We start from the raw sequence: 24,169 nt of genomic DNA, 5'->3' as shown, positions 1-24,169 counted from the left end.
TGTCAAACCGCCCGCTATCAATAGCCGGGATAGGCATAGGGATAGGGCGGCGGCGGCGGATAGCTCGGCGCGGTCGCCGCCGCGCCAACCGCGACCCCGACAGCCGCCCCAACCGCGACACCTGCCGCGACGCCACCCCAATTCGGCCCGTAATTGCCGTGGTAGCCGCCATACCCGTTCACGTTGACGTTGCGATTGACGTTGACGTTCGCATTGCGGTTCACGTTCACATTGCGGTTGGCGTTCACGTTGCGGTTGCCATTCCGATTGCCGCTGACGTTGTTGTGGAAGTTATTGGAATTGAACTGGCGGTTGCCACCCCCACGGTTCGCACCACCGCCGCGATGGCCACCGCCGCCATGACGTTGATACTGCACCAAGGTCAGAGACCCATGACTGGGCGCTTCCGCCGCCGGCAAAGCCTTGACCACCAGCGGCCCGGCCATCGCGCCCTCGGTCAGGGCCAAGGCCCATAATCCGACCCAGAACCAAAGCTTGCCCATGGGCGCTCTCATTGGTTGAGGTATTTCTGCTTGATATTATTCCAGCCGCTGCTGGCCTCGGCGCAACCGGCCTTGTCGAAGGGCTTGCCCGACCCATAGCCGACAGCACCGCTGAAATTGAAAGCGGCGGCAAGGCCGAAATGAAGGGCGACCAGATTGGCGAGGCTCATGGCATCGGATATCTCGGCCTTGCGGTCAGCCTCGGGCGCGCATTGCACGACCTCGCCGGCCATCACACCGATACGGCGCAGGCCGGTCATGAAGGCCTCGTCCGAATCGACGGTGGCCGGACCGGTGCCGCTCGGCGCGGCCGCTGGCGATGTCGGGGCTGTGGCTGGTGCAGACGCCGTCGTCGTTTGGCTGAAGGCAGGCCCGCTGGCCATCAAGCCGAGCAAAGCCAAAACTCCGAATGCCGCATTACGCGATCTCATATCCGTCCCCCTCAGGCTCATGGATGATGCTACCGCATTTGGCAATTGCTTCACAAGATTGGAAACAATTTCAGAATATTATCCTGTGCCGAAATCTTTTAACGACGATGTAATATCCTAATAAGACAAACGTCATCATGTCGTAACTTCGGATGCTCGCTTCGCCGGCATGAACGTCATCTAGGGCCATGCCGTGCCTTCGGCCCTAGAGCGTTTCCTGTTCGCTTACGCTCACAGATACCGCTCTAGATTATTGTTTTTGCGAGCATCTTCACCCGGCCAGATGAGTCCATCTGACCGGGATCTGCTCTAGATGTCGTCGCGACAGTATTATCCTCATTATCTTCTATGCGTCAGAACAGTTTGTGATCGATCCCGGTCAGCGTGATTTGGGTTCCGTCCGTCAGCGTGATGACATCGGCGCTGCCGGTCAGGGTTTCAGATGCGACAGGCGTGGGATCGCTGTAGCCGGTGAAGGTAATCTTGTCGTGGCATGGGTCGAAGCCGTGAACGATCTCGGTCCCGCCCGCATGTCCCGATACGAAATTGAAGACCTCCTTGCCGCTGCCGGCGGTAATCGTCGAGGCACCGCTGCCGCCGGTGATCGTCGCGGAACCGGAGCCGATCGTGGCAACACCCGTGCCGGATCCGGTGAAGAACTGTTCGGACGCGTGGCTTGCGGCACCGTCGAAGGTAATCTTGCCGCTGCCGCCGATGGCCGTCGTCGGTCCGGCCGCGGCGAAAGCCAAGGTGTTTCCGGATCCGCCGACCAGCAGGCTTTCGCCCCCGCCGCCGACCAAGGTTGCGTTGCCGCTTCCCGCCGAGAAGCTGGTCTTGCCTGGCCCGGCTCCGCCCAACAAGGTGGCACTTCCTGAACCGGCTTGAACCACGGCATCACCGGTACCGCCGATGAAATACAGTGGCTTCTCGCCGCCGCCGACAACAACATGGCCGGTGCCGCCGAAAATGGAATCCTGCCCTTCCGCGAAAACGGTACTGTCACCGTAACCGCCGGTGAGCAATAGCGTTGTATTTCCTGACAGGAGATAACTCGCTGACCCCGCTCCCCCGACAACAAGGTCGTTTGTTGCAAAGTCAAAGACCTGATTGATCGTTCCGGGCACGAAGTTGTAAAACACAGTCCCGCCGATCACGGTAGACGTGCTCATCTTCTGACCTTTCCATTACAAATTTAGTTTGTGGGTTATATTCGAATTTATCGAGTCTAAAACTTGGTTTTTCGAATTCATGCAAAATAGATAGCCTCTACATTGCGAAGCCGTATCTAGATCATATTATGCCGCGTTGCAACGAAAAGACCGTTATTCTTGGCATAAAGTTTCTTTGGGCAATTTTGCTTCGATTATTTCTGTTGAATAATTCTGAGTCCCAATCTCGAAATTTTATAACTCTGGATTTCGACTAGATCAAATGGGTGGGGTCCTTTTCCCATTTTTGGAATCTTTCCTGGATAGAGCCCTGATCGTCTCGAAATATTTGCGGTTGTCTAATCCAGATCCGCTGACTCTAGCATCTTGCTCTCGCTCAAGATGAAAAGCTTTTTTCTTCTTGGAGAGGGGTCTCTGCATAGGGCTAATCATAATTGTCTAGTTGCATACTGCATGACGAAACCTGCTGCCGGATGCCGCTGGAATCAGGAAGGCGGCAACTGTCTAAATTTTTTATTACCGGAGGGGCTGGCTCTGCGACGCGTCAGGCTATCGGCCTGGTCAGGCCAAATCCACCCGCAGATTCCTGCTAGCACCGCGACACTGTCGCGGCGCCCGAGACTCTGCTCACATTTAACTTTTTATTAAGTTGTTAGGTCAAATTATACCATGCGCTCTGACCGGAAGCGGTCCTGGGCCAGCGCTATCTTTGTGAGCAGGGTCGCTTTCGTCACCGGTTTGCTGGCGATCGGAATACCGCCGAAGCGACCTGGGACGACAAGGCCATCCCCGTATCCCGTTAAAAACACGAAAGGCACGTGCAGGTCCATCAATCGGTCCGCAACCCCTTCCGAGGTTTCACGCCCACCGAGATTGAAATCCAACAGCGCCAGATCCGGCCGTTTCGTTTCCAGAAGCGTCAAGGCTGTAACAGCGCCGGACACTACCCAGCAGACGCCGGCGCCAAGGTCCAGCACCATGTCCTCGATATCAAGCGCGATCAGCACCTGATCTTCCAGAATGAGGACGGACTGCCCGTCGAGATTGGACGGCGTTGCGTCGCTTGTCACGGCGACGATGTCGCTTTTGCGACAGGACCACACGGCATTTTCAAAACGGCAAGCACTGGCGTCCTCGTCAACTTCAACCACTTGTGTTCACGAGTAACATAGAACCCCGATGGCGTCGGTCCACTTGTAGACGGTTGGGCGAAAAGTCTTTGGAGTGATGGGAATGGCGACACCGACACCGCAGGAATTGGCCGAGAACGCGCTCCTATCAACCTTGCGAGAGAATGACCGGGACCGTCTGGTCCCGCATATGCTGATCTTCGATCTCAAGGCAGGGGACGTTCTGCAACGGGCCAGCGATCCTGTGACGGAAACCTGGTTTCCCTGCGGTTCTGCCTTGGCTTCCTTCATCGTCAGCACAAGCACGAGCAATGACGCGGTCGAAGTGGCCCTCATCGGCCGCGAAGGCGCGGTCGGCGGCATCGTCTCCAACGGCAGCCTGCCGTCCTTTTCCACAGCAACCGTCCGCAACGCAGGAAAATTCCTGCGCATCAAGACATCGGCGCTGGAACACGCGAAAATCGACTCCCTTCATCTGCGGCATTGGTTTTCCCGCTATTCGGATTGCCTTCTGGCGCAGGTCTTTCAAACGGCCGCCTGCAACGCCAAGCACACCATCACCCAGCGTTCCGCCAAATGGCTTATCGCGGCCTTCAGGCGCACCGGGTCGCGCGAATTCGACATGACGCAGGAACAACTGGCTGAGCTTCTGGGGGTCGGCCGCACCTTCGTCACCCGCACCGTGTCGAAATTGCGGGCCCAGGGCTATATCGAGACGCGCCGTGGCGTCTTCGTGGTCTTGAACGAGCGCGGCCTGGCCGATCTATCCTGCCGCTGCACCTTCGCCATCGAAAATCATTTCGACACGGTCATGCACGGAATTTATCCGGCCGATTAGACGCCCGACCGGGTCGGGGCACGCAGCCCCGGACGACGCGCAGGCTCCGCCGGGCAGCTCCCCGGAATACATCCGGGGAGGTTAGTTGCTCTGCTCGATCAGCGCACGGACCTTGGGATAGATTTCCCGCGCCCAATGGCTGCCGCTGAAGACGCCGTAATGGCCGACATTGGTCTGCAGGTGATGCTGCTTCATCGTCGTCGGCAGCCCGCTGCAAAGGTCGAGCGCCGACATCGTCTGGCCGATACCGCAGATGTCGTCGCGCTCGCCTTCGACCGTCAGCACCGCCGTACGGCGAATGGCGCCGGGGTCGACACGCTCCCCGCGATGGGTCATGCGGCCCAGCGGCAGGTCGTGATCCTGGAAGATGCGCTTGACCGTTTCCAGAAAGAATTCCGCCGGCAGGTCCATCACCGCGCGATATTCGTCGTAGAATTTCCGGTGCAGATCGGCGCGTATCTCATCGCCCGCGGCGATATTGCGTGCCTGCAGGATTTCGGCGCGCAGATGACGGTCGAAATTCATCGTCACAAAGGCATTCAGCTGCATGAAACCCGGATAAACGCGGCGATTGGCGCCCTTGAACTGCCAGGGCACGACGCCGATGAGGGAATTCTCGAACCATTCGATCGGCTTTTCCTGCGCCAGGACATTGACCTTCGTCGGGTTCAGACGCGTGTCGATCGGTCCCGCCATCAGCGTCATGCTGCGGGGCGTCGCGATATTGCCCTCGCGCGACATCACGGAAACGGCGGCCAGCACGGGCACCGCCGGCTGACACACGGCCAGCACATGCGCACCCGGCCCGATCGCTTCCAGCTGCTGGATGACGTGGTCGGTATAATCGTCGAAGCCGAAGGTCCCGGCCGTCAGCGGCGCATCGCGGGCGTTCTTCCAGTCGGTGATATAGACATCGTGATCGGCCAACAGCGTCTGCACGGTATTGCGCAGCAAGGTCGCGAAATGGCCGGACATGGGGGCCACCACCAGCAGGCGCGGCTGACGGACGGCGGTCTCCTTGCGGAAATGCAACAGGGCGCAGAAGGGGGTCTCGAACACGACCTCCTCGGTGATCTCGACCGGCGCATTGCCGACCACGACCGGCTTCATGCCATAGGCCGGCCGTTTATGCGTCTTGGCCGTGCGCCACAGGCTCTCGGCAGTCGCTGCCGCCATACGCAAGGGCAGGGCCTCGGGCCGGGTCAGGTCGAACTGGTTCAGGACATGGGACAGGAATTGGAAATACTGGCGCGCGGGCGCCATTATATCCTGCTGCGCCTGATACATCTGATACAGCATCGGCGTGCCAAGGGCCGCCATCACGTCCGAACCGGGCAAGCCGGCCACGGGCTTTGCCATCTCGTAAAACAGCGACTGACGGTTTTTTTCGGGCAAGCCAAGCCATCCGTTCCGTTGGAGCTCAAGGCTCTGATAGAGTGGGTTTCCATCCTTCGGGGACAGGACAGTATTCATGGCTGAAGCCACGCTTCTCATAAGCAGCAAGAACTATTCCTCCTGGTGTCTCAGGGGATGGCTGATAGCCCGCCTCTCCGGCCTGCCGTTCGTAGAAAAGACCGTCGATCCGACCGATCCCGCCGCGCGGGCCGAACTTCTGCTGCAGTCCTCGTCCATCCTGGTGCCGACGCTGATCCATGACGGCGTCTCGATCTGGGATACTCTCGCTATCGCAGAATATTTGAACGAATTGCGGCCGGAGGCAGAGATGCTTCCGAAGGACAGGCATGCGCGGGCGCGCTGCCGGGCGATCAGCGGCGAGATGCATTCCGGTTTCTCGGCGCTCCGCTCCTCCCTGCCGATGAACCTGCATGCCCATCGGCCCGGCTTCGCCATCTGGTCCGCCGCGCGCGCGGATATCGAGCGTATTCTGACGATCTGGGACGAGTGTTTCGAGACCTGGAAGGGCCCGTATCTCTTCGGGGAGAAGCTGTCCTTGGCCGATGCCATGTATGCGCCCGTCGTCACCCGGTTCTTAACCTATGACGTGGCGCTGAACGCGCGCGCCGCCCGCTACTGCCGGGACATCATGGCCTGGCCGGACATGGCGGAATGGGTAGCTGCCGCGAAGGAAGAACCCCAAGAAATCACCGAACTGGAACTAGAATTCTAACCGATCGGTAAGGCTAGCACCGATCGCGCCGGACCGGTAGCGGCAAGAATGGCGGCTTAACCCAGCAGCCGGCCGACCACCCGGGCGGTGTAATCCACCACCGGGATCACCCTCCCGTAATTGATCCGGGTCGGCCCGATGACGCCGATGGCGCCGACGATGCGATTGGTCGCGTTGCGCGCCGGCGCCACGATCATGGAAACGCCGGCCGAACCGAACAACCCGCTCTCGGCGCCGATGAAAATACGCACGCCGTCTGAGGTCTCGGCCAGTTCCAGCAGGCGCAGCATCGTCTCCTGCGCTTCCAGGCGTTCGAACAAGGTCTGGATGGAGGCGAGTTTCTCGATCTGGGTGACATCCGCAAGCAGGCGCCCCTGGCCGCGCACGATCAGGTTGCCGCCACGTCCCTCCCCGCCCCAGGTGGCCAAGCCAGCTTCGATGATGCCGGCCGCCAGCTCGTCCAGCGTATTGCGGTCACGCGCGATCTCATCCGACATATTGGTGCGGAAATCCGCGAGCGTCTGCCCGACCAGCCGGGCATTGAGGTAGTTGCTCGCCTGCTGCAAGGCCGAGGGCGGCACGCCGATCGGAATATCGATGACGCGGTTCTCGACCTGGCCTTCCGAGGAGACGAGCACGACCAGCGCGCGGCCGGAGGCGAGCGGCACGAATTCGATGTGTTTCAGCGCGCCCTCGGCCTTGGGCGCCAGCACAAGCCCCGCCGCCGCCGAAAGACCGGAGAGGAGCGTGGACGCCTCGGCCAGCGTATCCTGCAGGCTGCGGCCATGGCTGCTGAGGGCGGCGTCGATCGCGTCCCGCTCCTCCTCCGCCAGATCGCCGAATTGCAGCAATCCGTCGACGAACAGGCGCAAGCCCCGATCGGTCGGCAGGCGCCCTGCCGAGGTATGCGGCGCATAGAGCAGACCGGCATCGGTCAGATCGGCCATGACATTGCGGATCGTCGCCGGCGACAGCGTCAGCGGCAGGCGCCGCGACAGCGTACGGCTGCCCACGGGCTCGCCGGTTTCCACATATTGCTCGACGATTTCGCGCAGCACGGCGGCCGAACGGCTGTCCAACCCTTGCGGCAGAACCGGGGGTTGGTTGGGGGGAGACGAGAAGCCGTGCCTGTCCATCGAATTCCTTAATGCCGGCCCGGGCTTGGGAGCGGTCATCCTAACAGCCAGAACCCCTGCCATGCGACAAGAAGAGTACTGCGCCGCATGTCCTTCATGCTGATCTTAGCCTAATTCGGCATCCGAGAAACCAAAGGGAATGGCGGGCAGGGCATGGGCTTCGCGACGAGTGTTTCGGCCTGGCGGAGCAGGCTTGAGCGGTCCTCCACCGGAACCGGCCTGATCCTTGTCCTCATCGCCTATTCCGCCTTCGCGCTGCATGATGCGCTGGTCAAAATCCTGGTCGCGCATTTCGACGCGCCGCAGATCCTTTTCATGCGCAGCCTGACGGTCGTCGTGCTTTGCCTTGGCATCGGTGGCCGCAGCGTCGTCCATCGCGGTCTCTTTTCGCCCATGCGCAACAAGCTGCTGGTGCGCGCTGTTCTGACCTTCATCGCCTGGCTGCTTTATTACTCGGCCGGGCGCTATCTCGGCCTCGCCCAGATGATCACCATCTATTTCGCCAGCCCCTTGATCATCGCCGTCATGGCAGGACCCTTGCTGGGGGAGCGGGTGACGCTGGTGCGCTGGGTGGCGCTCGGCATCGGCTTCGTCGGCGTGCTGCTCGCCGCCCGTCCGCATGGGTCGAGCCCTTTGCTGCCGGCCATCTGCGTGGCGCTGGCGGCCGTCATCTGGGCCTATGCCATGATCCTGATGCGACAGGTCTCGAAGGAGCTGCGCGGCTGGGACCAGGTTTTCGTCATCGCCATGCTGTTCCTGATCTGTTGCGGGGCGATGATGCCCTTCATCTGGAAGACGCCGAGCCTGCCCCAGCTCGCGCTGATGCTGGGTCTTGGCCTGCTCTCGACCGCCGCCCAGCTTCTGCTGATCGAGGGTGTGAAGCTGGCCCAGGCCAGCGTCATCGCGCCGATGGAATTCAGCGGCCTGCTCTGGAGCTTCGTCCTCGGCTTTATCTTCTTCGGCGATATTCCGGCGGCCAGCGTGTTTTTAGGCGCTGCTTTGATCCTCCTCAGCGGCGGATTAGTCGTATTGAGTGAGATCCGCGCGAGCCGGCTTAAAGCTGCTTAAGTCTAAATTAGTAGGAATCGACCGAAAGAACCAAAAATCGACAGGCACATTCGGCCGGGAAAGCCCCATGATCATCCAAATGTGATCAGCCTAGCGGCAGAGTGGAGCAGTGGCGATGATGGACTATCTAGGGGATGTCTTCCCGGATGCGACTCCGATGGAGGAGATCTCAACCAAGCCGACGAGCGCCCGTTCCATCAGCGAAACCGACCGCCGCCTGCTTCTGATCGCCGCCGCCGAAACGGTCTTCCTGGCCAAGGGCTATGTCGCCACCACCATGGCTGATATCGCAACCGCCGCCAGCATGTCGAAGAAGACCATCTACCAGATCTTCGACTCCAAGGCTGACCTGTTCGACGCCTTGATGATCGAGCGGCTGGTGGCCCTGCCGACGACCTCCGTCCCCAGTGACGAGGCCGCACCGGACGCGCTTCGCAGCATGCTGATGGCTTTCGGCCGCGTGCTGCTCAGCCCGCGCCAGGTCACGCTGACCCGGCTGATCCTGGCTAATATCGCCAGCGTCCCGCAGGCCAACGAAGTCGTCACGCGCCGTCTGAACGATACCAAAACGGGCATGAGCAGCTGGCTCGCGGCCCAGGTTGATCGGGGTATCTTTCAGATCGCGGATCTGACGCTCGCCACCGAAACCCTTTTCAGCCTCGCCTTCGCCAGCCTGCAGACCGAACTGCTGCTCGCGCTGCGCGAGACGCCGACCGAGCAGGACCTGGCGCGTCATGTCGATTGGAGCGTCGGCGTCTTCATGCGGGAATTCGCGCGCCCGAGCGTGACGGCCGAAGACACTCAGCCGCAGGGCTGAATCGCGCGACTAAACAACGCATTATCGTCCGATGGCCGCCTCGGCTTGGAACCATCGGGCGATAAACCCGTTTTGCCATCAACCCAAGGTTGACCGCCGTCGCGCGGCAGGCTTCTTGGTCGTTTGATCCAACGGAGACTGTCGCGTGAAAGCCATACCATGGTGGAGTTGGGCCTGCCCGCTCGTCGCCTGGGTTCTGCTGGTGGCCAAGACCTTCCTTCCGGTCGAAGGTCCGATCCTCGTGATCTTCGTTCTGGCCCTGGGCGGCGCTGTCTTCGCCGGCGTGCATTTCGCCGAGGTCATCGCCCATAAGCTGGGTGAGCCCTTCGGCACGCTGGTACTGGCCGTGGCCGTCACCATCATCGAAGTGGCACTGATCGTCTCCGTCATGCTGGGCGGTGGTGCGGACAAGGCGGCCCTCGCCCGCGACACGGTTTTTTCCGCCGTCATGATCGTCTGCGCCGGCGTCGTCGGCTTTTGCCTGCTGGCAGGCGCCACCCGCCATCGGGAACAGGAATTCCGCATCCAGGGCGCGAATGGGGCGCTGGCCGTCATCATCGCGCTCTCCGGTCTGACCATGGTCCTGCCGAATTACACGCAGGAGCCGGGGCCCAGCTTCACCGTCTCCCAGCTCGAATTCGTCGGCCTCGTCTCCCTCGTCATGTATGGCGTCTTCGTCTTCGTGCAGACGGTCCGCCATCGGGAGTATTTTTTGCCCGAGGTCGCGGATGAGGATAGCCACGCCGCGCCGCCGTCCAACGCCATGACGCTGGCCAGCCTCGGCCTGCTTATCGTCTCGCTGGTCGCGGTCGTCGGCCTGGCCAAGGCGCTGTCGCCGGCGGTGGAGGCCGCCGTCAAGCAAAGCGGCGCGCCGCAATCCCTGGTCGGCGTCATCATCGCCGCCGTCGTTTTGCTGCCGGAAAGCCTGGCCGCCGTTCGCGCCGCCCGAATGAACCGGTTGCAGACCAGCCTTAATCTCGCTTTCGGCTCCGTCATCGCCAGTATCGGCCTGACCATCCCGGTGGTCGCCGTGGTCTCGGTGCTGATCCATCAGCCGCTGACGCTCGGTCTCGATCCGAAGGAGACGGTCATGCTGGCGCTGACCATGCTGATCAGCACGCTGACCATTGCGACGGGGCGCACCTCCATCCTTCAGGGTGCCATCCACCTGATGCTGTTTGCCGTCTTTCTGTTCTTTGCCGTCGTGCCTTAGAGTCTTAGAGATCGTTGGAAGCATCCCTTATTCCGTCATGGCCATCCAGTCTTCGGGCGCCATGACGAATGGATGCCCGGCTCGGAGGCCGGGCATGACGATATTGGGGATGCGCTTAAGTTAAAATCAGAGACCATCTACCGAACCAAAGCGCCGAGCACCGCGTCCAGCCGCATGCGCCCTTCCGGCGTCGCGCGCAGCCGGTCGCCGTCCTGGAGGAGATAGCCTTCCGCGATCAGCGCGGGCAGCATCTCGGTATCGATGGCATCCCTTCTCCCGTCATGGCCGGGCTCGACCCGGCCATCCAGTCTTCGGGCGCCCCAACGAATGGATGCCCGGCTCGGGGGCCGGGCATGACGATATTGGGGATGCGCTTAAGTTAAAGTCAGAGACCGTCTACCGAACCAAAGCGCCGAGCACGGCGTCCAGCCGCATGCGCCCTTCCGGCGTCGCGCGCAGCCGGTCGCCGTCCTGGAGGAGATAGCCTTCCGCGATCAGTGCGGGCAGCATCTCGGTATCGACGGCATCGCTGAGCGCGATGCCGGTGCGGGCGTGAAAGCGGGCGGCCGAGATGCCCTCGCTCAGCCGCAGACCCATCAGCAGCATTTCCTCGGCGCGTTCGGCCGGCGTCACGATCACATCGGCGCCGGACCCATGGCCCGCCGCCTCCACCCGATCCGCCCAGATTTCCGGCGCCCGATGACGGCGCGTCGCCGTCAATCCCGCCGCGAGACTCAGCCGCCCATGCGCGCCCGGCCCGATGCCGATGTAATCGCCGTAGCGCCAATAGGTCAGGTTATGGCGGCTTTCCGAACCGGGCCTGGCGTAGTTGGAGACTTCGTACGGTGCCAGACCAAAACGCGCGGCCTCATCCACCGTCGCCTCGTACAGCCCGGCCGCGGTCTCGGCGTCCGGCAGCACGATCTCGCCACGCCGGTGCAGACCTTCATAGGCGGTGCCGGGTTCGATGGTCAGCTGATAGAGCGAAAGGTGATCGGCCGCCAAATCCAGCGCCTGGGCCAGTTCCGCGCGCCAGGCCGCCTCGGTCTGGTCCGGGCGGGCATAGATGAGATCGAAGGAAATGCGCGGAAAGATCTTCCGCCCGATTTCCAGCGCCGCGATTGCCTGGGGCACCGAATGCTGGCGGCCGAGCCGCCTGAGGTCGGCCTCGTTCAGGCTCTGGATACCGACGGAGATGCGATTGACCCCGGCGGCGCGATAGCCCGCGAAGCGCCCGGCCTCGATACTGGTCGGATTGGCTTCCAGCGTGATTTCCAGATCGGGTTCGGGCGCGAATAGCCGCTGGGCGGCCTCGATCAAGGCCGCCACGGTCTCGGGCTCCATCAGGCTCGGCGTGCCGCCGCCGAAAAAGATCGACCGCAGCGGACGGCGCCCCAGGCGCTCCGCCTCCCATTCCAGCTCGCGGATCAGCGCCGCGCGAAAGCGCGCCTGCGGCAAGATGTCGCGGACATGGCTGTTGAAATCGCAATAGGGGCATTTGGCGAGACAGAAGGGCCAATGGATATAAAGCGCGAGAGGTTCGGCGCTGAGCAAGGTCATGGCGAAATTCCTAAGCCTGACCTCATCATGAAACAATCGACATGAGCGGGAAGCACCCCATCTGAGGGATTCCGCTTTCAACCCAAGGGCCAGCCATGTTCGGGACCACAAACAGACTATCCGCCGCCGGCTGGTCCATCCGCGACACCATCCTGTGGGTCTTCGGCGTCACCGCCGGCTGCCTGATGATCTGGCTGCTGCATCAGGAATTGCTGCTGGTCTTCCTGGCGACCCTCTTCGCGGTCTCGCTGCGCGGTGCGAGCGAATGGATCAGCCGCCATACAAGGCTGCCGACGCGCTGGGCCATGGCCGTTATCATGCTGCTGGTGGTCGCGGCCTTCATCGGCTTCTGGTGGTGGGTCGGCCCGCAGCTGGTCCAGCAGGGGATCGACCTCGGCAAGACATTGACCCAGGAAGGCGGCAACCTCGCCTCCCGCTACGGTCATACCGATTGGGGCCGCAGCATTCTGGAGAAGCTGAGCAGCGCCGGCAGCCAGGCCGCGGAGGCCATGGCCGGCTCCATGCTGACCGCCGCCACGTCCACGGTCGGTGCCATCGCCGCCGCCCTCGTGCTGATCGTCACCATGCTCTATTTCGCCTCCAGCCCCGATCTGTACGTGAAAGGGCTGATCCATCTGGTGCCGCAATCGCGCCGGGCGCGCGTGCATGAGGTTTTGGGCAAGGTCGCGGCGGTGCTGCGCTGGTGGTTTCTCGGCCAGCTGATCGACATGGCGGTCGTGGGACTTCTGACCACGATCGGCCTGCTCATCATCGGCATGCCGATGGCCCTTGCCTTAGGCGTCATCGCCGGCATCCTGACCTTCGTGCCGTATTTCGGCGCTATCCTGGCGGCGATCCCGGCGCTGGCCATCGCGCTGGGCCAGGGCATGCATATGACGTTCCTGACGGCCGTGGTCTTCGGCGTCTGCCATTTCGTCGAAGGCTATATCATGTCGCCCATGGTGCAGGACCGCATGGTGAAGCTGCCCCCGGCGCTCCTGATTCTGTCGATGACCTTCCTCGGTTCCCTGCTCGGGCCGATGGGCATCGTGCTCGCCACCCCGCTGGCTGCCGCCGCGCTGGTTCTGGTCTCGGAATTCTATGTCGTCGATGTGCTGAAGGACGAAAGCGGCCGGGACGTCACCGGCCATTGAATCCCATGGGGCGCAGCACCAATCTGCGCCCCGCCGCCATCACTCCGCTTTCGGCGGCACGCCCAGGCAGCCGCGCACAAGCGCTGCGAAGGCGCGGGCGCGATGGCTGGTCGCAGTCTTTCGTGCGCTGTCCATCTCGCCGTACGTCTCCGTCTCGCCATGCGGCACGAACATCGGGTCATAGCCGAAGCCCCGATTGCCGCGCGGCGGCCAGACGCGCTCCCCCTCGATCCGTCCTTCGAACAGCTCGTAATGGCCGTCGGGCCAAGCGAGGCAGAGCACGGAAATGAAAAAGGCACTGCGGTCGCCGCCGTCGCCGGCTTCATCCTGCACGCGCTGCATGGCGGCGCGGAAATCCTTCGACGGGCCAGCCCAGCGAGCGGAATAGATACCGGGCGCGCCATGCAAGGCGCCGACGCAGAAGCCGCTATCGTCGGATAGTGACGGCAGGCCGCTGGCCCCGGCCGAAGCCTGCGCCTTCAGTCTTGCATTGCCGGCAAAGGTCGTCTCGGTCTCATCCGGTTCGGGCAGGCCGAGGTCGCCCGCGAGCACGACATGAATGTCCCAAGGTTCCAGCAGCTTGCGGATTTCGACAAGCTTGCCCTGGTTGTGGCTGGCCAGAACCAGACGCGATCCGGGATCGAGCGGGCGGGCCATCAGACAATGCTCCCGGCGGCTTCAATGGCGATATTCTGGGCCACGAACAATTCGCGCGTGCCGGCTTTGGCCAAGGTCATCAAGGTCAGGCAATCCGTCTCGGTGAAGGGTTTCTGTTCCGCCGTCGCCTGAATTTCGACGATGCCGCCGTCCGCCGTCAGCACGAAATTGCCGTCCGCCTCGGCCGCCGAATCCTCGGCGTAATCGAGATCGAGCAAGGCCTCGCCGTTGACAAGCCCGCAGGAGACGGCGGCCACCTGCCCGATCAGCGGCACGGCCGCTATCACGCGCTTGGCGACCAGATGACGGAAGGCGAGCGACAGCGCGACATAGGCGCCGGTAATGGCGGCACAGCGCGTGCCGCCATCGGCATTCAGCACATCGCAATCGAGCGTAATGGTCATCTCGCCCATGGCTTTGCGATCAACGACCGCACGGAGCGAGCGGCCGATCAGGCGCTGAATTTCCTGCGTGCGGCCGGATTGCTTGCCCCGCGCCGCCTCGCGCTCGCCCCTTTTATGGGTCGCGCGCGGCAGCATGCCGTATTCGGCCGTCACCCAGCCCAGCCCCTGGTTGCGGAGAAAGGGCGGCACACGGCCTTCCACGCTGGCCGTGCAGAGCACTTCCGTCTGCCCCATGCGGATCAAGACGGAACCCTCGGCGTGGCGGGCAAAGCCGGTGGAAAAGGAAACAGCGCGCAGGCTATCGGCAGCGCGGCCGGACGGTCGCATGGGTTTTTCCCTTAAGTTCGGTCGGTCGGGCGCGCAGGATTAACCGCAAGCGACAAACCATACCACCCCTGCCGCCGCACCCCACGCGGCAGAGAATGATCGGATCGGCAAACTCTCCCCTCGCAAGCTTAAGCTTGCGCGCTATGATATGCAGATTATGCAAATCGCAACCATCGGATATCGCCTTGGCTGACGTCCCCACCTCCAGTCGCCCGCGCGTTCATCGTGACGTGGTTGAAACATTGGCACACCGCATTCTCTCGGGCGGCATCAAGCCGGGCGAAAGCTTGCCGAATACGCAGAATCTCAGCTCTGCGCTCGGCGTCAGCCGCTCGGCCTTGCGGGAGGCCATCAAGGTCCTCAGCGCCAAAGGCATGCTGGATGTGCGGCCGCGCACCGGCACGCGGGTGCTGCCGCGCTCATCCTGGAATCTCATGGACCCGGAATTGCTCAGCTGGTCCGGCCCGATCCTGGATCAGGATCTCGTGCGCAGCCTGCTCGAATGCCGGAAATTTATCGAGCCTGGGGCAGCGGCCCTCGCCGCCCAGCGGGCCACGCCCGCGCAGCTGGCCGAGATCGAAGCGGCCCTGACGCAGATGGATGCGGAATCGCTGGAAGATCGGGTCCAGGCCGATCTGGACTTCCATGTCGCGATCCTGCGCGCCAGCGCCAATCTTTTCCTGGCGCAATGGGGTCAGACCGTGTCCTCGGTTCTGCTCGCGGCCTTCCGCCTGTCGACGGGCGCCACCCATTCCTATGACGCGACCTTCTCCGCCCATCGCGACGTCGTGGATGCCATTCGCAATCGTGATCCGGCAGCGGCCGACCGCGGCATGCGCGTCGTTCTGTCCGCCATGGCCCATGATCTCCATCTGGAGAACGGCGAAAGCGCGGTCGCTCCTCAAGATTGATGATTATAACTGGCAAAATCACCAGTCCGTGAGCCGTTTTTAAACGTTTTGTGTATAAGCGCTATCCGCGCGAAGGCCTTTTTCCGCACTGCATTGGTTCCATATCGTTTAGCAACAGGATGGATTTGCTCTCACCGAGCACCCTCCCGCGCCGGCGCCATCGGGTGCTGGCCCTCATCGAGATGGAGCGGACCATGAACAAGGGTATCATTGCGGCTTTCGCCGCTGCGGCGATCGGTATTGGCGGTGCGGGTCTGGCGACGACCGAGGCACACCACAGTTCGGGCAATCAGCTTATCGCCCGTAACAGCGAAGTCTTGCCGAGCCAGCGTCCGGCTTACCTCGCCCGCAACAGCGAGGTGCTGCCGAGCCAGCGCCCGGCTTATCTGGCGCGCAACAGCGAGGTGCTGCCGAGCCAGCGCCCGGCTCATCTGGCGCGCAATAGCGAGGTGCTGCCCAGCCAGCGCCCGGCTTACCTCGCGCGCAACAGCACCGTGCTGCCGAACCAGCGCCCCACCTATCTGGCGCGCAATAGCGAGGTGTTGCCCAGCCAGCGTCCGGCTTACCTCGCCTAAGTTGAGCGCCTAACCCACAAAAAAGGCCGGCTCCCTCACGGGGCCGGCCTTTTTTATATCTGCGCTCCGCACGGATCAGGCGAAGGCCGGTTCCGGCAGGTGAATGCCGCATTCCGTCTTGGCCATGCCGCGCCAGCGACCGGCACGGCGATCCTCGCCCGCCGCGACCGGCGCCGTGCAGGTCGTGCAGCCGACCGACAGGAAGCCGAATGCCTCCAAAGGATGATGGGGCAGGTCACGGGCATCAAATTCCGCGGCGATCTGATCGACGCTCCAATGGGCCAGCGGATTGACCTTGATCTTGCCGTCAGCCGCCGTCTCGAACAGGCCAACGGACGCGCGGGTAAGAGACTGGAAGCGCTTCCGGCCGGTAATCCAGGCGTCGAACCCGTCCAGCGCTGCGTTCAAAGGCTGCGTCTTGCGCAGGCTGCAGCACCGATCGGCATTGTCGCGCCATAGCTTGCCCTCGGCATCCTGCCGCGCGATTTCAACCGCCCGCGGCGTGATGACGCGGATATCGGTCAGCCCCAGCTGATCCACCAGCTGATCGCGATATTCCAGCGTCTCAGGGAAAAGCTTCCCGGTATCCAGGAAGATGACCGGTACAGAGCGATCGATCTCAGCCGCCATCTGCAGCAGAAGCGCGGATTCGGTGCCGAAGGAGGAAACCAGCGCGATGCTGCCGTCAAACGCCTCGGTCAGCGCAACACGCAGAATGGCCGAAGCATCCATCGGGTCGGCGATACGCCGATCCAAATCGGCGCAAAGCTGGCGGGAAATCTGTTCAGCGGGTGATCGCAGCGAAGCTGAGGCGGAGACCATCTCTAGCGAAGCCTTATTCTAGGAGGCTGATCTCTCCAAAAAGATGAATTTTCTCCGGATTACAATAAGCAGATTTAAAATAAGTAGGACCTTCCACGCGACTGCGCATGGCTAGAAAAAATTCTGTTTTTCGGTAGATTTTAAAGAATGCATGGCCACAAAGCAGGCATGCATTTCGCGATTTTGCGGCAGGAGACGGATAGATCGCTGATCCATCCGTCTCAAGGACTGCCTATTCGCCGGCGGTATCGATCCAGCCGATATGACCGTCATCGCGTCGGTACACGACATTCAACTGGCCGCTGACGGCATTGCGGAACATCACCACCGGCTGATCGGCCAGGTCCATGCGCATCACGGCTTCCCCCACGGTCAACCGCGCGATGACCGAGGGGCTCTCGGCAATGACCGTCGCGAAATGCCCATTGGTCAAACCGTTCGGACCGGGTGCCTCCTTGCTCGGGGTCGAATCCTCGTCCCTTTGCTGAAGAATATAATGCTGAGCGGGTTCCAGGATTTCCGGCGTCTCACGCTGCTGCGCAATATCGCGCGCATGCTCGTTCACGCGCCGCCGGTAGCGGCGCAGACGCTTGGCAATATGTTCCGCCGCGTCGTCGAAAGCGCTGTTCGCGTCAGCCGCTTCGCCCTCGCCGCGCAACGTCAAGCCGCGACCGGCATGAACGTTGATGTCACAAGTGAAAAAACTGCGGGCGCGGCTGAAGGTGACATTTGCTTCAAGAGCATCGCCGAAATATTTTCGGGCGATCGTCTCAAGCATGTCGGAGACGCGAAAGCGAAGCGCGTCGGAAAGATCAAGTTGCTTACCGGAGACCGTTATTTGCATTTTACCTCCAGATACTCCCCCTGCGGGAACGTTATCCGCAGATGTGCGGATCAGGGGATGTCTTTAGAAGACTGGGCCTGATTTCCACTCTGTCAATCGGTAATCGGACTAGCCGTCAGGCCGCCGTCTTCTCCTTCTTGCGCTGCATCGAACTTGGGATCTGCAGCGTCTCCCGATACTTGGCCACGGTTCTGCGGGCGATGTCCACGCCTTCCTTACGCAGAGCGGCCACGATCGCATCATCGGACAAAATATCGTTCGGTTGTTCCGCGCCGATCAAAGCGCGAATGCGATAGCGGATCGCTTCTGCGCTGAAGGTCTCGCCGCTGGTACCGCCGATCGCGGTGGTGAAGAAGAACTTAAGTTCAAACACGCCGCGTGGCGTCGCCATGGATTTGTTGGCGGTCACACGGCTGACGGTGCTTTCATGCATCTCGACCGCATCAGCGACATCGCGCAATGTCAGCGGGCGCAGATGCGTCACGCCGTGGCGCAGAAACCCGTCCTGCTGACGCACGATCTCTGCAGTCACCTTCAGGATCGTTTGCGCGCGCTGGCGCAGCGACTTCACCAGCCAGTTCGCATTTTGCAACTGCTCAGACAAGAAAACGCGGTCTTCGCGCTTCGCACTTGCGGAAACGCGCGCGTGAAAAACATGGTTCACGAGAAGACGCGGCAGCGTCTCCTGATTGAGGTCAAGATGCCAGCTGCCGTCGGGCGCGCGGCGCAACAAAACATCCGGCACCAAAGGCTGTATCGGACCGCTTTCATAGGTCGCGCCGGGCTTCGGATCGAGACGGCGGATCTCCGCCACCATCTCCATCATATCTTCCGCGTCGACGCGGCAAAGCGCCATCAGCCGCTTCAACTCGCGGCGCGCGAGCAGTTCCAGATTGTCGAGCAATAGCGCCATCGCCGGGTCCAGGCGATTGAGTTCAAGCAGCTGGGCGGCCAGACATTCCTTCAGATCGCGCGCGAACATGCCGGGCGGATCGAAGCGCATCATCCGTGCGCGTACAACCTCCACCCGCGCCAGCGTCGTGCCCAAGGCGGTGGCGATCGCCGCGGGTTCCGCCGTAATGCGCCCAGCGCCGTCCAGCAGGGCGATCAGATGTGCGCCGATCAGCCTGTCAGCAGGATCGGCGAACCCGAGCCTAAGCTGCTGCGCCAGATGCTCGCGCAAGCTGGCCGGGCTTTCCGCCAGATCGTCGATGCCGTGCGGGTCTGAATCGAAGGAATGGCTGCCGCCCCGGCCGGTGCCGGCATAGCTCATGCTTGGGCTCAGGCCGCCATCGGCAACCCCACCCGCGTCATAGGCATTGGAGAAATCGCCATCCAGCGGCGCCTGTTCCGGCGCCGGCAGATGGTCGGAGGTCGCATGGGACAGGCTGTCGCTCTCGCCGCCGACAACTTCAGGCCGCTGGTCGGTGGCGGGCCGGTCAAGCAGAGGAACCTCAGGCCGCTCATCCTGTTCCAGAAGCGGATTGCGGTCCAACTCCTCCTGAACGAAGCCGGCCAGTTCCTGGTTTGAATAATGCAGAAGCTTGATGGCCTGCCGCAGCTGCGGGGTCATCACAAGGGACTGTGACTGGCGTAGCACCAGTCTTGGCCCGATTTTTGCTCCAATGGACATCGGGCCTAGCTTAGCAGCATCGCGCTGCAGCAAAAGTGGTTACATGCTAAAACGATCACCCAAATAGACCCGACGGACGCCTTCGTGGCTGACGACCTCGGACGGCCGGCCCTCCATCAGCACTTGCCCATCATGCATGATATAGGCGCGGTCGATAATCTCCAGCGTTTCCCGGACATTATGGTCGGTGATCAGCACGCCGATGCCACGATGCTTGAGATGGGAGACAAGATCGCGGATCTCCCCCACCGCAATCGGGTCGATGCCCGCCAGCGGTTCGTCCAGCAGGATATAGCCGGGGCGGCTGGCCAGCGCGCGCGCGATTTCCAGGCGACGCCGCTCACCGCCCGACAGTGCCAGAGACGGCGTGCGGCGAAGGTGCGAGATGCCGAATTCCTGCAGCAACCCGTCCAGCATGGTCTGCTGCTTGTCGGGATCGGTCTCGGTGATCTCGATCACGGATTTGATGTTCTGTTCCACGTTCAGGCCGCGGAAAATGCTCGCTTCCTGCGGCAGATAGCCGATGCCGAGACGGGCCCGGCGATACATCGGCAGCGCCGTGATGGGATTGCCGTCCAGCGTGATCTCGCCGCTGTCGGGGCGCACCAAGCCCATGATCATATAGAAGGTCGTCGTCTTGCCGGCGCCGTTGGGACCCAGCAGGCCCACCGCCTCGCCCCGTTTCACGGTGAGCGAGACGCCCTTCACCACCGGGCGCTGCTTGAAGCTTTTGCCCAAGCCCCGCGCGACAAGACCGGCACCGGCTTTAGGCTGCGTGCGCGGGGCATCCGCCATCTGAATGGGCTCCTGAACCGACTGCATCTTACTTGTCTGACCCTAGTGTGACGTCGGTTTTTTGGCGGCCGGTGCCCCGGCGGCCGGCGCTCCGGCACCCGATGCCTGATCGGGCACGATCAGGCCTTTGACCTGGGTCGAGCCCTGCGACAACAGGCGGGAGATACCGGTCTTCATATTGACCAGCGCCTCGTCGCCCACCAGCACGTTCTGCCCGCGCGTAATCCGCACATTGCCGGCAATGCGTGAGATGTCGAGATTGGGGTCGTAGACCGCGCGTTCGCCCTGCACGATTTCGGTCGCCGTCATGATCACGACATGACCGATCGCATCGACGCGCTTCAGCTTGCCCGAGGCGGGATCGTTGGGATCGGACGCGGCCGTGCCACTGCCCACCGGCGTCTTCGCCGCGACGGTCGTTTTGGTCGCGGGCTGGGCCTGATTGTTCGGGCTGGGGTCGGTATAGGCGACCAGCACATCAGCGGCGATGCGGCGGCCCGTATTCGTCACCAGAACCGCGTCCCCGCGCGCGACGGCCATATGCTGGTTCGACCAGTATTCCAGGGAATCCCGCGCCGTCACGACATAGGTCGGCGTCGTCAGCTTCAGCGCATGGCCCGTCAGCACCAGAACGGCCTGATCCATGTCATAGGCGCCGTGATCGCCCCAGGCCTGATCGGTCGGGGTGAAAATATGGACATGGCCGAGCGCTTCGAGGAGGTAGATCTCGTTATCGCCCTCAAGCCCGTTCGATGCCGGGTCGGCCCCGGCCGCCGTGCCATCTGTCGCGCCAGTCGTCGTACCAGACGCCGCAGGCTTCGCGGGTGTCGCGCCCGGCGCACCGGCTTTTTTGCGGTAATGGGCAATCAGCTGGTCGCCGGTCACCGTGACATTGCCGCGAACGGCCTGCGCGTCCTGATCGGCGATCACTTCCTGGCTTTGCTGGCGCCATTCGATACCCCCCTGGGAGGTCACCGTCACCGGCCCGCCATGCGAGAAATCGAGGGCCTGCGCGCTGGCCATCCGGGCGCCGAGCGGCGCCACTGCCAAGGACAAGGCCAGAACGCCAGCCGCGAACCGCACTGGCCGCGTCGCGCGGGGCGCGCGCCACGCCATCATTGTCAGCATTGGGGTCTTCCGGTCTAACGCCTTGGGGTCACTCATTGCTCCCGTCTAGCACAAGCTTAGACGGACCCGTGAAGTGCAGGCGTGTGCCGCGGTCGGTAATATCGAAACCCTGGGCCGTCAGCGTGCCGAAAGGACCATCGGCATTGACCTTTTCATGGCCGGACGCGCTGGAATCCTTCAGATTGATCGCGGCCTGGGAGCTGCGCACGGTGGTGCCGTCATCCCGGTAGAGAACGACGTGATTGGTAAGGTCCAGATGCTGGGCCTTGGCATGGTACAATCCGTCCTTCGACTGGACCATAAGCCAGGAACCGCTCTTCATCGTCATATCGCCGGCCGGCTGCGTCAGCACGACGGTATCGGCATCGGTCTGCACGGCCTGCACCGCCGTCATGGTGTAAGGGCGACCGGTATCGTCGATCCCTTCGTAATGCGCCTTGGTCATGCTGCCCTGATCGGCGCCGTCCGGGCCGGTTCCCAGGTGATAGGTGACGCGGGCCGGATTGTGCTGGGTGATCAGTTCAGGCCAGAGCATCACCAGGCTGAGCAGCATCAACGCGCCCAGCGGCAGTAGGCGCTTCATCCAGGTGACCAGCAGGCGGCGCCGGCGCAGGGCGCCAGCAGACGGCATCTTGCGGCCACGCCAAATCCGGCGCGTCAGCCCATGCTGTTCATCCTGCTGCGCCGGGCGCAGCATTTGAAGACGGTCAGGAACCGCGCTCATTCATTCCCCCATACCCAGCTCAGCCGATCGCACAAGCGTCTCTCAAGATCGAGTTACCGTCTCGCAAGGCTCGCAGGCCGATTGCCCAGGGCCGATGGTCGCAAAGGCGGTTAACACCAACCTTGCGAATCACATCACAGTTCTTAGCAATCTGTTTCACAGACGCTTGTCTTATAGCCGGGGAAAAAAGGCAGTCACATGGCAAATTCGTAACCAACCGGATTTTTTGCACCGCGTCATCGCTAAGATATCTTTTACTATCAAATCGTTGTGATAATTTGACCGCTCGGTCAGCCAGATCGATGCTGCATTGCACGCTGGCGTGATCAAAACACGGTGCCGGCTCTGGCCGCGCTGGCAACCGGGGCGCATGGTGCAGCGCTGAATTTCAATCGCTGTGCTCGCCGGGCAAATGCCGCTTTCCGATCCCACCACCGCATCCCAGAAGCGCGTCCGCACCATTGCGCTGATCGTCGCCTGCGCTTTGTTCATGGAGCAGCTGGACGCGACCGTGCTGGCGACCGCGCTGCCAAGCATGGCGGATAGTTTCGGGGTCCGCCCGCTCCATATGAGCATCGCGCTGACCTCCTATCTCCTCAGCCTCGCGATTTTCATTCCGGCCAGCGGCACCATCGCCGATCGTTTCGGCACCAAGCGGGTCTTCAACGCCGCCATCATCCTGTTCACGCTCGGCTCCATCCTCTGCTCCCAGACCACCAGCCTGCCGCTGCTGGTGGCGGCGCGGCTGATTCAGGGCATGGGCGGCGCCATGATGGTGCCGGTCGGGCGCATCATCCTTCTGCGCAGCGTTCCGAAATCCGAACTCGTCTCCGCCATGGCCTGGTTTCTGGTGCCCGCCTTGGTCGGTCCGGTGGTCGGCCCGCCGCTCGGCGGCTTCATCACCACCTATCTCTCCTGGCGGTGGATTTTCTTCATCAATATCCCGATCGGCATTCTGGGCGGCATCCTGTCGACGCTGCTCATTCCCGATATCCGCTCCGACCAGCGCACCTCCTTCGATCTGCCGGGCTTCGTGCTCTCGGCCACGGCGCTCGCCTGCCTGACCTTCGGCCTGACGGTCGCGAGCCGCGGTTCGGAATGGGCGACGGCCCTGCCGCTGCTTCTCGTCGGCACGGCGTCCGGCTGCGCCTATGTCGTCTATGCCCGACGCCGCAGCAACGCGATCCTCGATATCCGGCTGATGCGGGTGCAGACCTTCCGGGTCTCGACCCTCGCCGGTTCGCTGTCCCGCATCACCTGGGGCGCGGTGCCCTTTCTGCTGCCGATGATGATGCAGCTCGGCTTCGGCATGACGGCGGCGGCCAGCGGTGCGGTCACCTTCATGGTAGCGGCCGGGGCCATGCTGATGAAAGTCACGGCCGGGCCCATTCTGAAGCGCTTCGGTTTCCGCAAGGTGCTGATCTGGAATCAGCTTCTGGCCACCCTCGGCATCGCCGCCTGCGCGACCTTCACGCCCGGCTGGCCCAAATTCGCGATCTATGCCGTGCTGCTGGCCGGCGGCTTTTTCCAGTCGCTCCAGTTCACCGCCTATAACACGATCGCCTATGCCGACCTGAAGGCCGACCGCATGAGTGCTGCGACCAGCTTCTACACGGTGTTTCAGCAGCTCATGCTGTCCATGGGCATCTGCGTCGCCGCCGGCACGCTCGCCGCTTCCGCCCATCTGTTCGGCCGGTCCGCGCCTGACGTCACCGATTTCCGCGTGGCTTTCCTGGTCGCGAGCATCGCCTCCCTGTTTGCCGGCCCCATCTGCGCCAAGCTGCCCGCCGCGGCCGGCGCGGAAATGAGCGGCCATACCAACCGTCCGTCACCCGCCAAGGCGTGATTTAGACGCGACGCCGGTCCAGGACTAAACTGCTTTCGGGACGCATAATTCCGAGATTTGGGAGAGAAATCCGATGCTCGACACAGTGACAACGCTGCCGCTGAAGGACGCTTCGCTTCTGCGACAGGCCAATCTGCTCGACGGCAAATGGGTTCAGGCCGACAGCGGCAAGACGATCGCCGTTACCAATCCGGCGACCGGAGCGGTGATCGGTCATGTGCCCGCGATGGAGACGGCCGAGACCACACGCGCCATCGACGCCGCTTATCGCGCGCAGAAGGCCTGGGGCGCGATGCTGGCCAAGGATCGCAGCGCCATCCTGCGCCGTCTGTTCAATCTGATGATGGAGAACCAGG

General features: G+C 62.4%; 25 protein-coding genes. 10 read left to right on the top strand and 15 right to left on the bottom strand.

Annotation, left to right across the window (positions count from 1 at the left end; genetic code table 11):
* Nucleotides 1-17 precede the first annotated feature (17 nt).
* From ACELLULO517_RS18850 to ACELLULO517_RS18835, 4 genes are all read right to left on the bottom strand, one after another.
* The gene (locus tag ACELLULO517_RS18850) at nt 18-503 is read right to left on the bottom strand and encodes a hypothetical protein (protein WP_227308973.1); all 486 of its coding nucleotides are present in this window, start codon (nt 501-503) and stop codon (nt 18-20) included.
* Nucleotides 504-511: 8 nt separating this feature from the next.
* A complete protein-coding gene (locus tag ACELLULO517_RS18845) occupies nt 512-934 on the bottom strand; it encodes a hypothetical protein (RefSeq protein ID WP_227308972.1) in 423 nt (140 codons plus the stop codon).
* A 353-nt stretch (nt 935-1,287) separates the two neighbouring features.
* Nucleotides 1,288-2,103, bottom strand: a complete 816-nt coding sequence (locus tag ACELLULO517_RS18840) for a calcium-binding protein (protein WP_227308971.1) — start codon at nt 2,101-2,103, stop codon at nt 1,288-1,290.
* A gap of 662 nt (nt 2,104-2,765) precedes the next feature.
* Complete coding sequence (locus tag ACELLULO517_RS18835) at nt 2,766-3,173, bottom strand: response regulator (protein ID WP_227308970.1); 408 nt, start codon at nt 3,171-3,173, stop codon at nt 2,766-2,768.
* A gap of 163 nt (nt 3,174-3,336) precedes the next feature.
* Here ACELLULO517_RS18835 and ACELLULO517_RS18830 point away from each other — a divergent pair, with 163 nt between their 5' ends.
* Nucleotides 3,337-4,071, top strand: coding sequence for a Crp/Fnr family transcriptional regulator (locus ACELLULO517_RS18830; RefSeq protein ID WP_227308969.1), 735 nt, complete (start codon nt 3,337-3,339; stop codon nt 4,069-4,071).
* Nucleotides 4,072-4,152: 81 nt separating this feature from the next.
* Here the strand turns inward: ACELLULO517_RS18830 and ACELLULO517_RS18825 are convergent, their stop codons facing one another.
* Nucleotides 4,153-5,466 carry a polyhydroxyalkanoate depolymerase gene (locus ACELLULO517_RS18825; RefSeq protein WP_319796440.1) on the bottom strand — a complete coding sequence of 438 codons (1,314 nt, stop codon included), beginning with the start codon at nt 5,464-5,466 and terminating at the stop codon, nt 4,153-4,155.
* Nucleotides 5,467-5,542: 76 nt separating this feature from the next.
* Here ACELLULO517_RS18825 and ACELLULO517_RS18820 point away from each other — a divergent pair, with 76 nt between their 5' ends.
* On the top strand, nt 5,543-6,199 hold the full coding sequence (locus ACELLULO517_RS18820) for a glutathione S-transferase family protein (protein ID WP_227308968.1): 657 nt from the start codon (nt 5,543-5,545) through the stop codon (nt 6,197-6,199).
* 56 nt (nt 6,200-6,255) lie between these two features.
* Here the strand turns inward: ACELLULO517_RS18820 and hrcA are convergent, their stop codons facing one another.
* On the bottom strand, nt 6,256-7,335 hold the full coding sequence (gene hrcA / locus ACELLULO517_RS18815; RefSeq protein WP_227308967.1) for a heat-inducible transcriptional repressor HrcA: 1,080 nt from the start codon (nt 7,333-7,335) through the stop codon (nt 6,256-6,258).
* A 153-nt stretch (nt 7,336-7,488) separates the two neighbouring features.
* Between hrcA and ACELLULO517_RS18810 the strand changes: the two genes are divergently transcribed.
* The 3 genes from ACELLULO517_RS18810 to ACELLULO517_RS18800 all read left to right on the top strand — a co-directional run bounded on the left by ACELLULO517_RS18810 (nt 7,489) and on the right by ACELLULO517_RS18800 (nt 10,433).
* Nucleotides 7,489-8,403 (top strand): DMT family transporter, encoded by a 915-nt coding sequence (locus tag ACELLULO517_RS18810; RefSeq protein ID WP_227308966.1) that lies wholly within the window; start codon nt 7,489-7,491, stop codon nt 8,401-8,403.
* A 115-nt stretch (nt 8,404-8,518) separates the two neighbouring features.
* Nucleotides 8,519-9,220 (top strand): TetR/AcrR family transcriptional regulator, encoded by a 702-nt coding sequence (locus tag ACELLULO517_RS18805; protein WP_227308965.1) that lies wholly within the window; start codon nt 8,519-8,521, stop codon nt 9,218-9,220.
* A 145-nt stretch (nt 9,221-9,365) separates the two neighbouring features.
* Nucleotides 9,366-10,433, top strand: coding sequence for a calcium:proton antiporter (locus ACELLULO517_RS18800; protein WP_227308964.1), 1,068 nt, complete (start codon nt 9,366-9,368; stop codon nt 10,431-10,433).
* 396 nt (nt 10,434-10,829) lie between these two features.
* Here the strand turns inward: ACELLULO517_RS18800 and hemW are convergent, their stop codons facing one another.
* Nucleotides 10,830-11,993 (bottom strand): radical SAM family heme chaperone HemW, encoded by a 1,164-nt coding sequence (hemW, locus tag ACELLULO517_RS18795; protein ID WP_227308963.1) that lies wholly within the window; start codon nt 11,991-11,993, stop codon nt 10,830-10,832.
* Between the two features lie 95 nt (nt 11,994-12,088).
* Here hemW and ACELLULO517_RS18790 point away from each other — a divergent pair, with 95 nt between their 5' ends.
* Nucleotides 12,089-13,147 carry an AI-2E family transporter gene (locus tag ACELLULO517_RS18790; protein ID WP_227308962.1) on the top strand — a complete coding sequence of 353 codons (1,059 nt, stop codon included), beginning with the start codon at nt 12,089-12,091 and terminating at the stop codon, nt 13,145-13,147.
* A 39-nt stretch (nt 13,148-13,186) separates the two neighbouring features.
* On the opposite strand, the gene rdgB is transcribed toward ACELLULO517_RS18790, so the two are convergent.
* Together rdgB and rph are read right to left on the bottom strand one after the other, a co-directional pair.
* The gene (gene rdgB, locus ACELLULO517_RS18785) at nt 13,187-13,804 is read right to left on the bottom strand and encodes an RdgB/HAM1 family non-canonical purine NTP pyrophosphatase (RefSeq protein WP_406566278.1); all 618 of its coding nucleotides are present in this window, start codon (nt 13,802-13,804) and stop codon (nt 13,187-13,189) included.
* A complete protein-coding gene (gene rph / locus ACELLULO517_RS18780) occupies nt 13,804-14,535 on the bottom strand; it encodes a ribonuclease PH (RefSeq protein ID WP_227308961.1) in 732 nt (243 codons plus the stop codon). The genes rdgB and rph overlap by 1 nt, the downstream gene beginning before the upstream one ends.
* A 185-nt stretch (nt 14,536-14,720) precedes the next feature.
* Between rph and ACELLULO517_RS18775 the strand changes: the two genes are divergently transcribed.
* Together ACELLULO517_RS18775 and ACELLULO517_RS18770 are read left to right on the top strand one after the other, a co-directional pair.
* A complete protein-coding gene (locus tag ACELLULO517_RS18775; RefSeq protein ID WP_227308960.1) occupies nt 14,721-15,446 on the top strand; it encodes a FadR/GntR family transcriptional regulator in 726 nt (241 codons plus the stop codon).
* A gap of 194 nt (nt 15,447-15,640) precedes the next feature.
* The gene (locus ACELLULO517_RS18770; RefSeq protein WP_227308959.1) at nt 15,641-16,021 is read left to right on the top strand and encodes a hypothetical protein; all 381 of its coding nucleotides are present in this window, start codon (nt 15,641-15,643) and stop codon (nt 16,019-16,021) included.
* Nucleotides 16,022-16,096: 75 nt separating this feature from the next.
* On the opposite strand, the gene ACELLULO517_RS18765 is transcribed toward ACELLULO517_RS18770, so the two are convergent.
* The 6 genes from ACELLULO517_RS18765 to lptC all read right to left on the bottom strand — a co-directional run bounded on the left by ACELLULO517_RS18765 (nt 16,097) and on the right by lptC (nt 21,967).
* Nucleotides 16,097-16,843, bottom strand: coding sequence for a phosphoadenylyl-sulfate reductase (locus ACELLULO517_RS18765; protein WP_227308958.1), 747 nt, complete (start codon nt 16,841-16,843; stop codon nt 16,097-16,099).
* Nucleotides 16,844-17,075: 232 nt separating this feature from the next.
* Nucleotides 17,076-17,687 carry a ribosome hibernation-promoting factor, HPF/YfiA family gene (gene hpf / locus ACELLULO517_RS18760; protein WP_227308957.1) on the bottom strand — a complete coding sequence of 204 codons (612 nt, stop codon included), beginning with the start codon at nt 17,685-17,687 and terminating at the stop codon, nt 17,076-17,078.
* Nucleotides 17,688-17,802: 115 nt separating this feature from the next.
* Nucleotides 17,803-19,320, bottom strand: a complete 1,518-nt coding sequence (gene rpoN / locus ACELLULO517_RS18755; protein ID WP_227308956.1) for an RNA polymerase factor sigma-54 — start codon at nt 19,318-19,320, stop codon at nt 17,803-17,805.
* Between the two features lie 39 nt (nt 19,321-19,359).
* The gene (lptB, locus tag ACELLULO517_RS18750) at nt 19,360-20,115 is read right to left on the bottom strand and encodes an LPS export ABC transporter ATP-binding protein (protein WP_227308955.1); all 756 of its coding nucleotides are present in this window, start codon (nt 20,113-20,115) and stop codon (nt 19,360-19,362) included.
* Between the two features lie 42 nt (nt 20,116-20,157).
* Entirely contained in the window at nt 20,158-21,243 is a 1,086-nt protein-coding gene (locus ACELLULO517_RS18745) for an LptA/OstA family protein (protein ID WP_227308954.1), read from the bottom strand.
* 28 nt (nt 21,244-21,271) lie between these two features.
* Nucleotides 21,272-21,967: an LPS export ABC transporter periplasmic protein LptC gene (lptC, locus tag ACELLULO517_RS18740; protein ID WP_227308953.1), complete on the bottom strand. Its 696-nt coding sequence runs from the start codon at nt 21,965-21,967 to the stop codon at nt 21,272-21,274.
* 412 nt (nt 21,968-22,379) lie between these two features.
* Between lptC and ACELLULO517_RS18735 the strand changes: the two genes are divergently transcribed.
* Nucleotides 22,380-23,813, top strand: a complete 1,434-nt coding sequence (locus ACELLULO517_RS18735) for a DHA2 family efflux MFS transporter permease subunit (RefSeq protein ID WP_227308952.1) — start codon at nt 22,380-22,382, stop codon at nt 23,811-23,813.
* 73 nt (nt 23,814-23,886) lie between these two features.
* Nucleotides 23,887-24,169, top strand: a 283-nt coding sequence (locus tag ACELLULO517_RS18730) for an aldehyde dehydrogenase family protein (protein ID WP_227308951.1), incomplete at its 3' end; no start/stop codon positions are given.

The organism is Acidisoma cellulosilyticum (assembly GCF_020621385.1).
Classification (GTDB): domain Bacteria; phylum Pseudomonadota; class Alphaproteobacteria; order Acetobacterales; family Acetobacteraceae; genus Acidisoma; species Acidisoma cellulosilyticum.
Note: the sequence above shows the minus strand (reverse complement) of the source record. Positions and strands in the feature narration are given on the sequence as shown.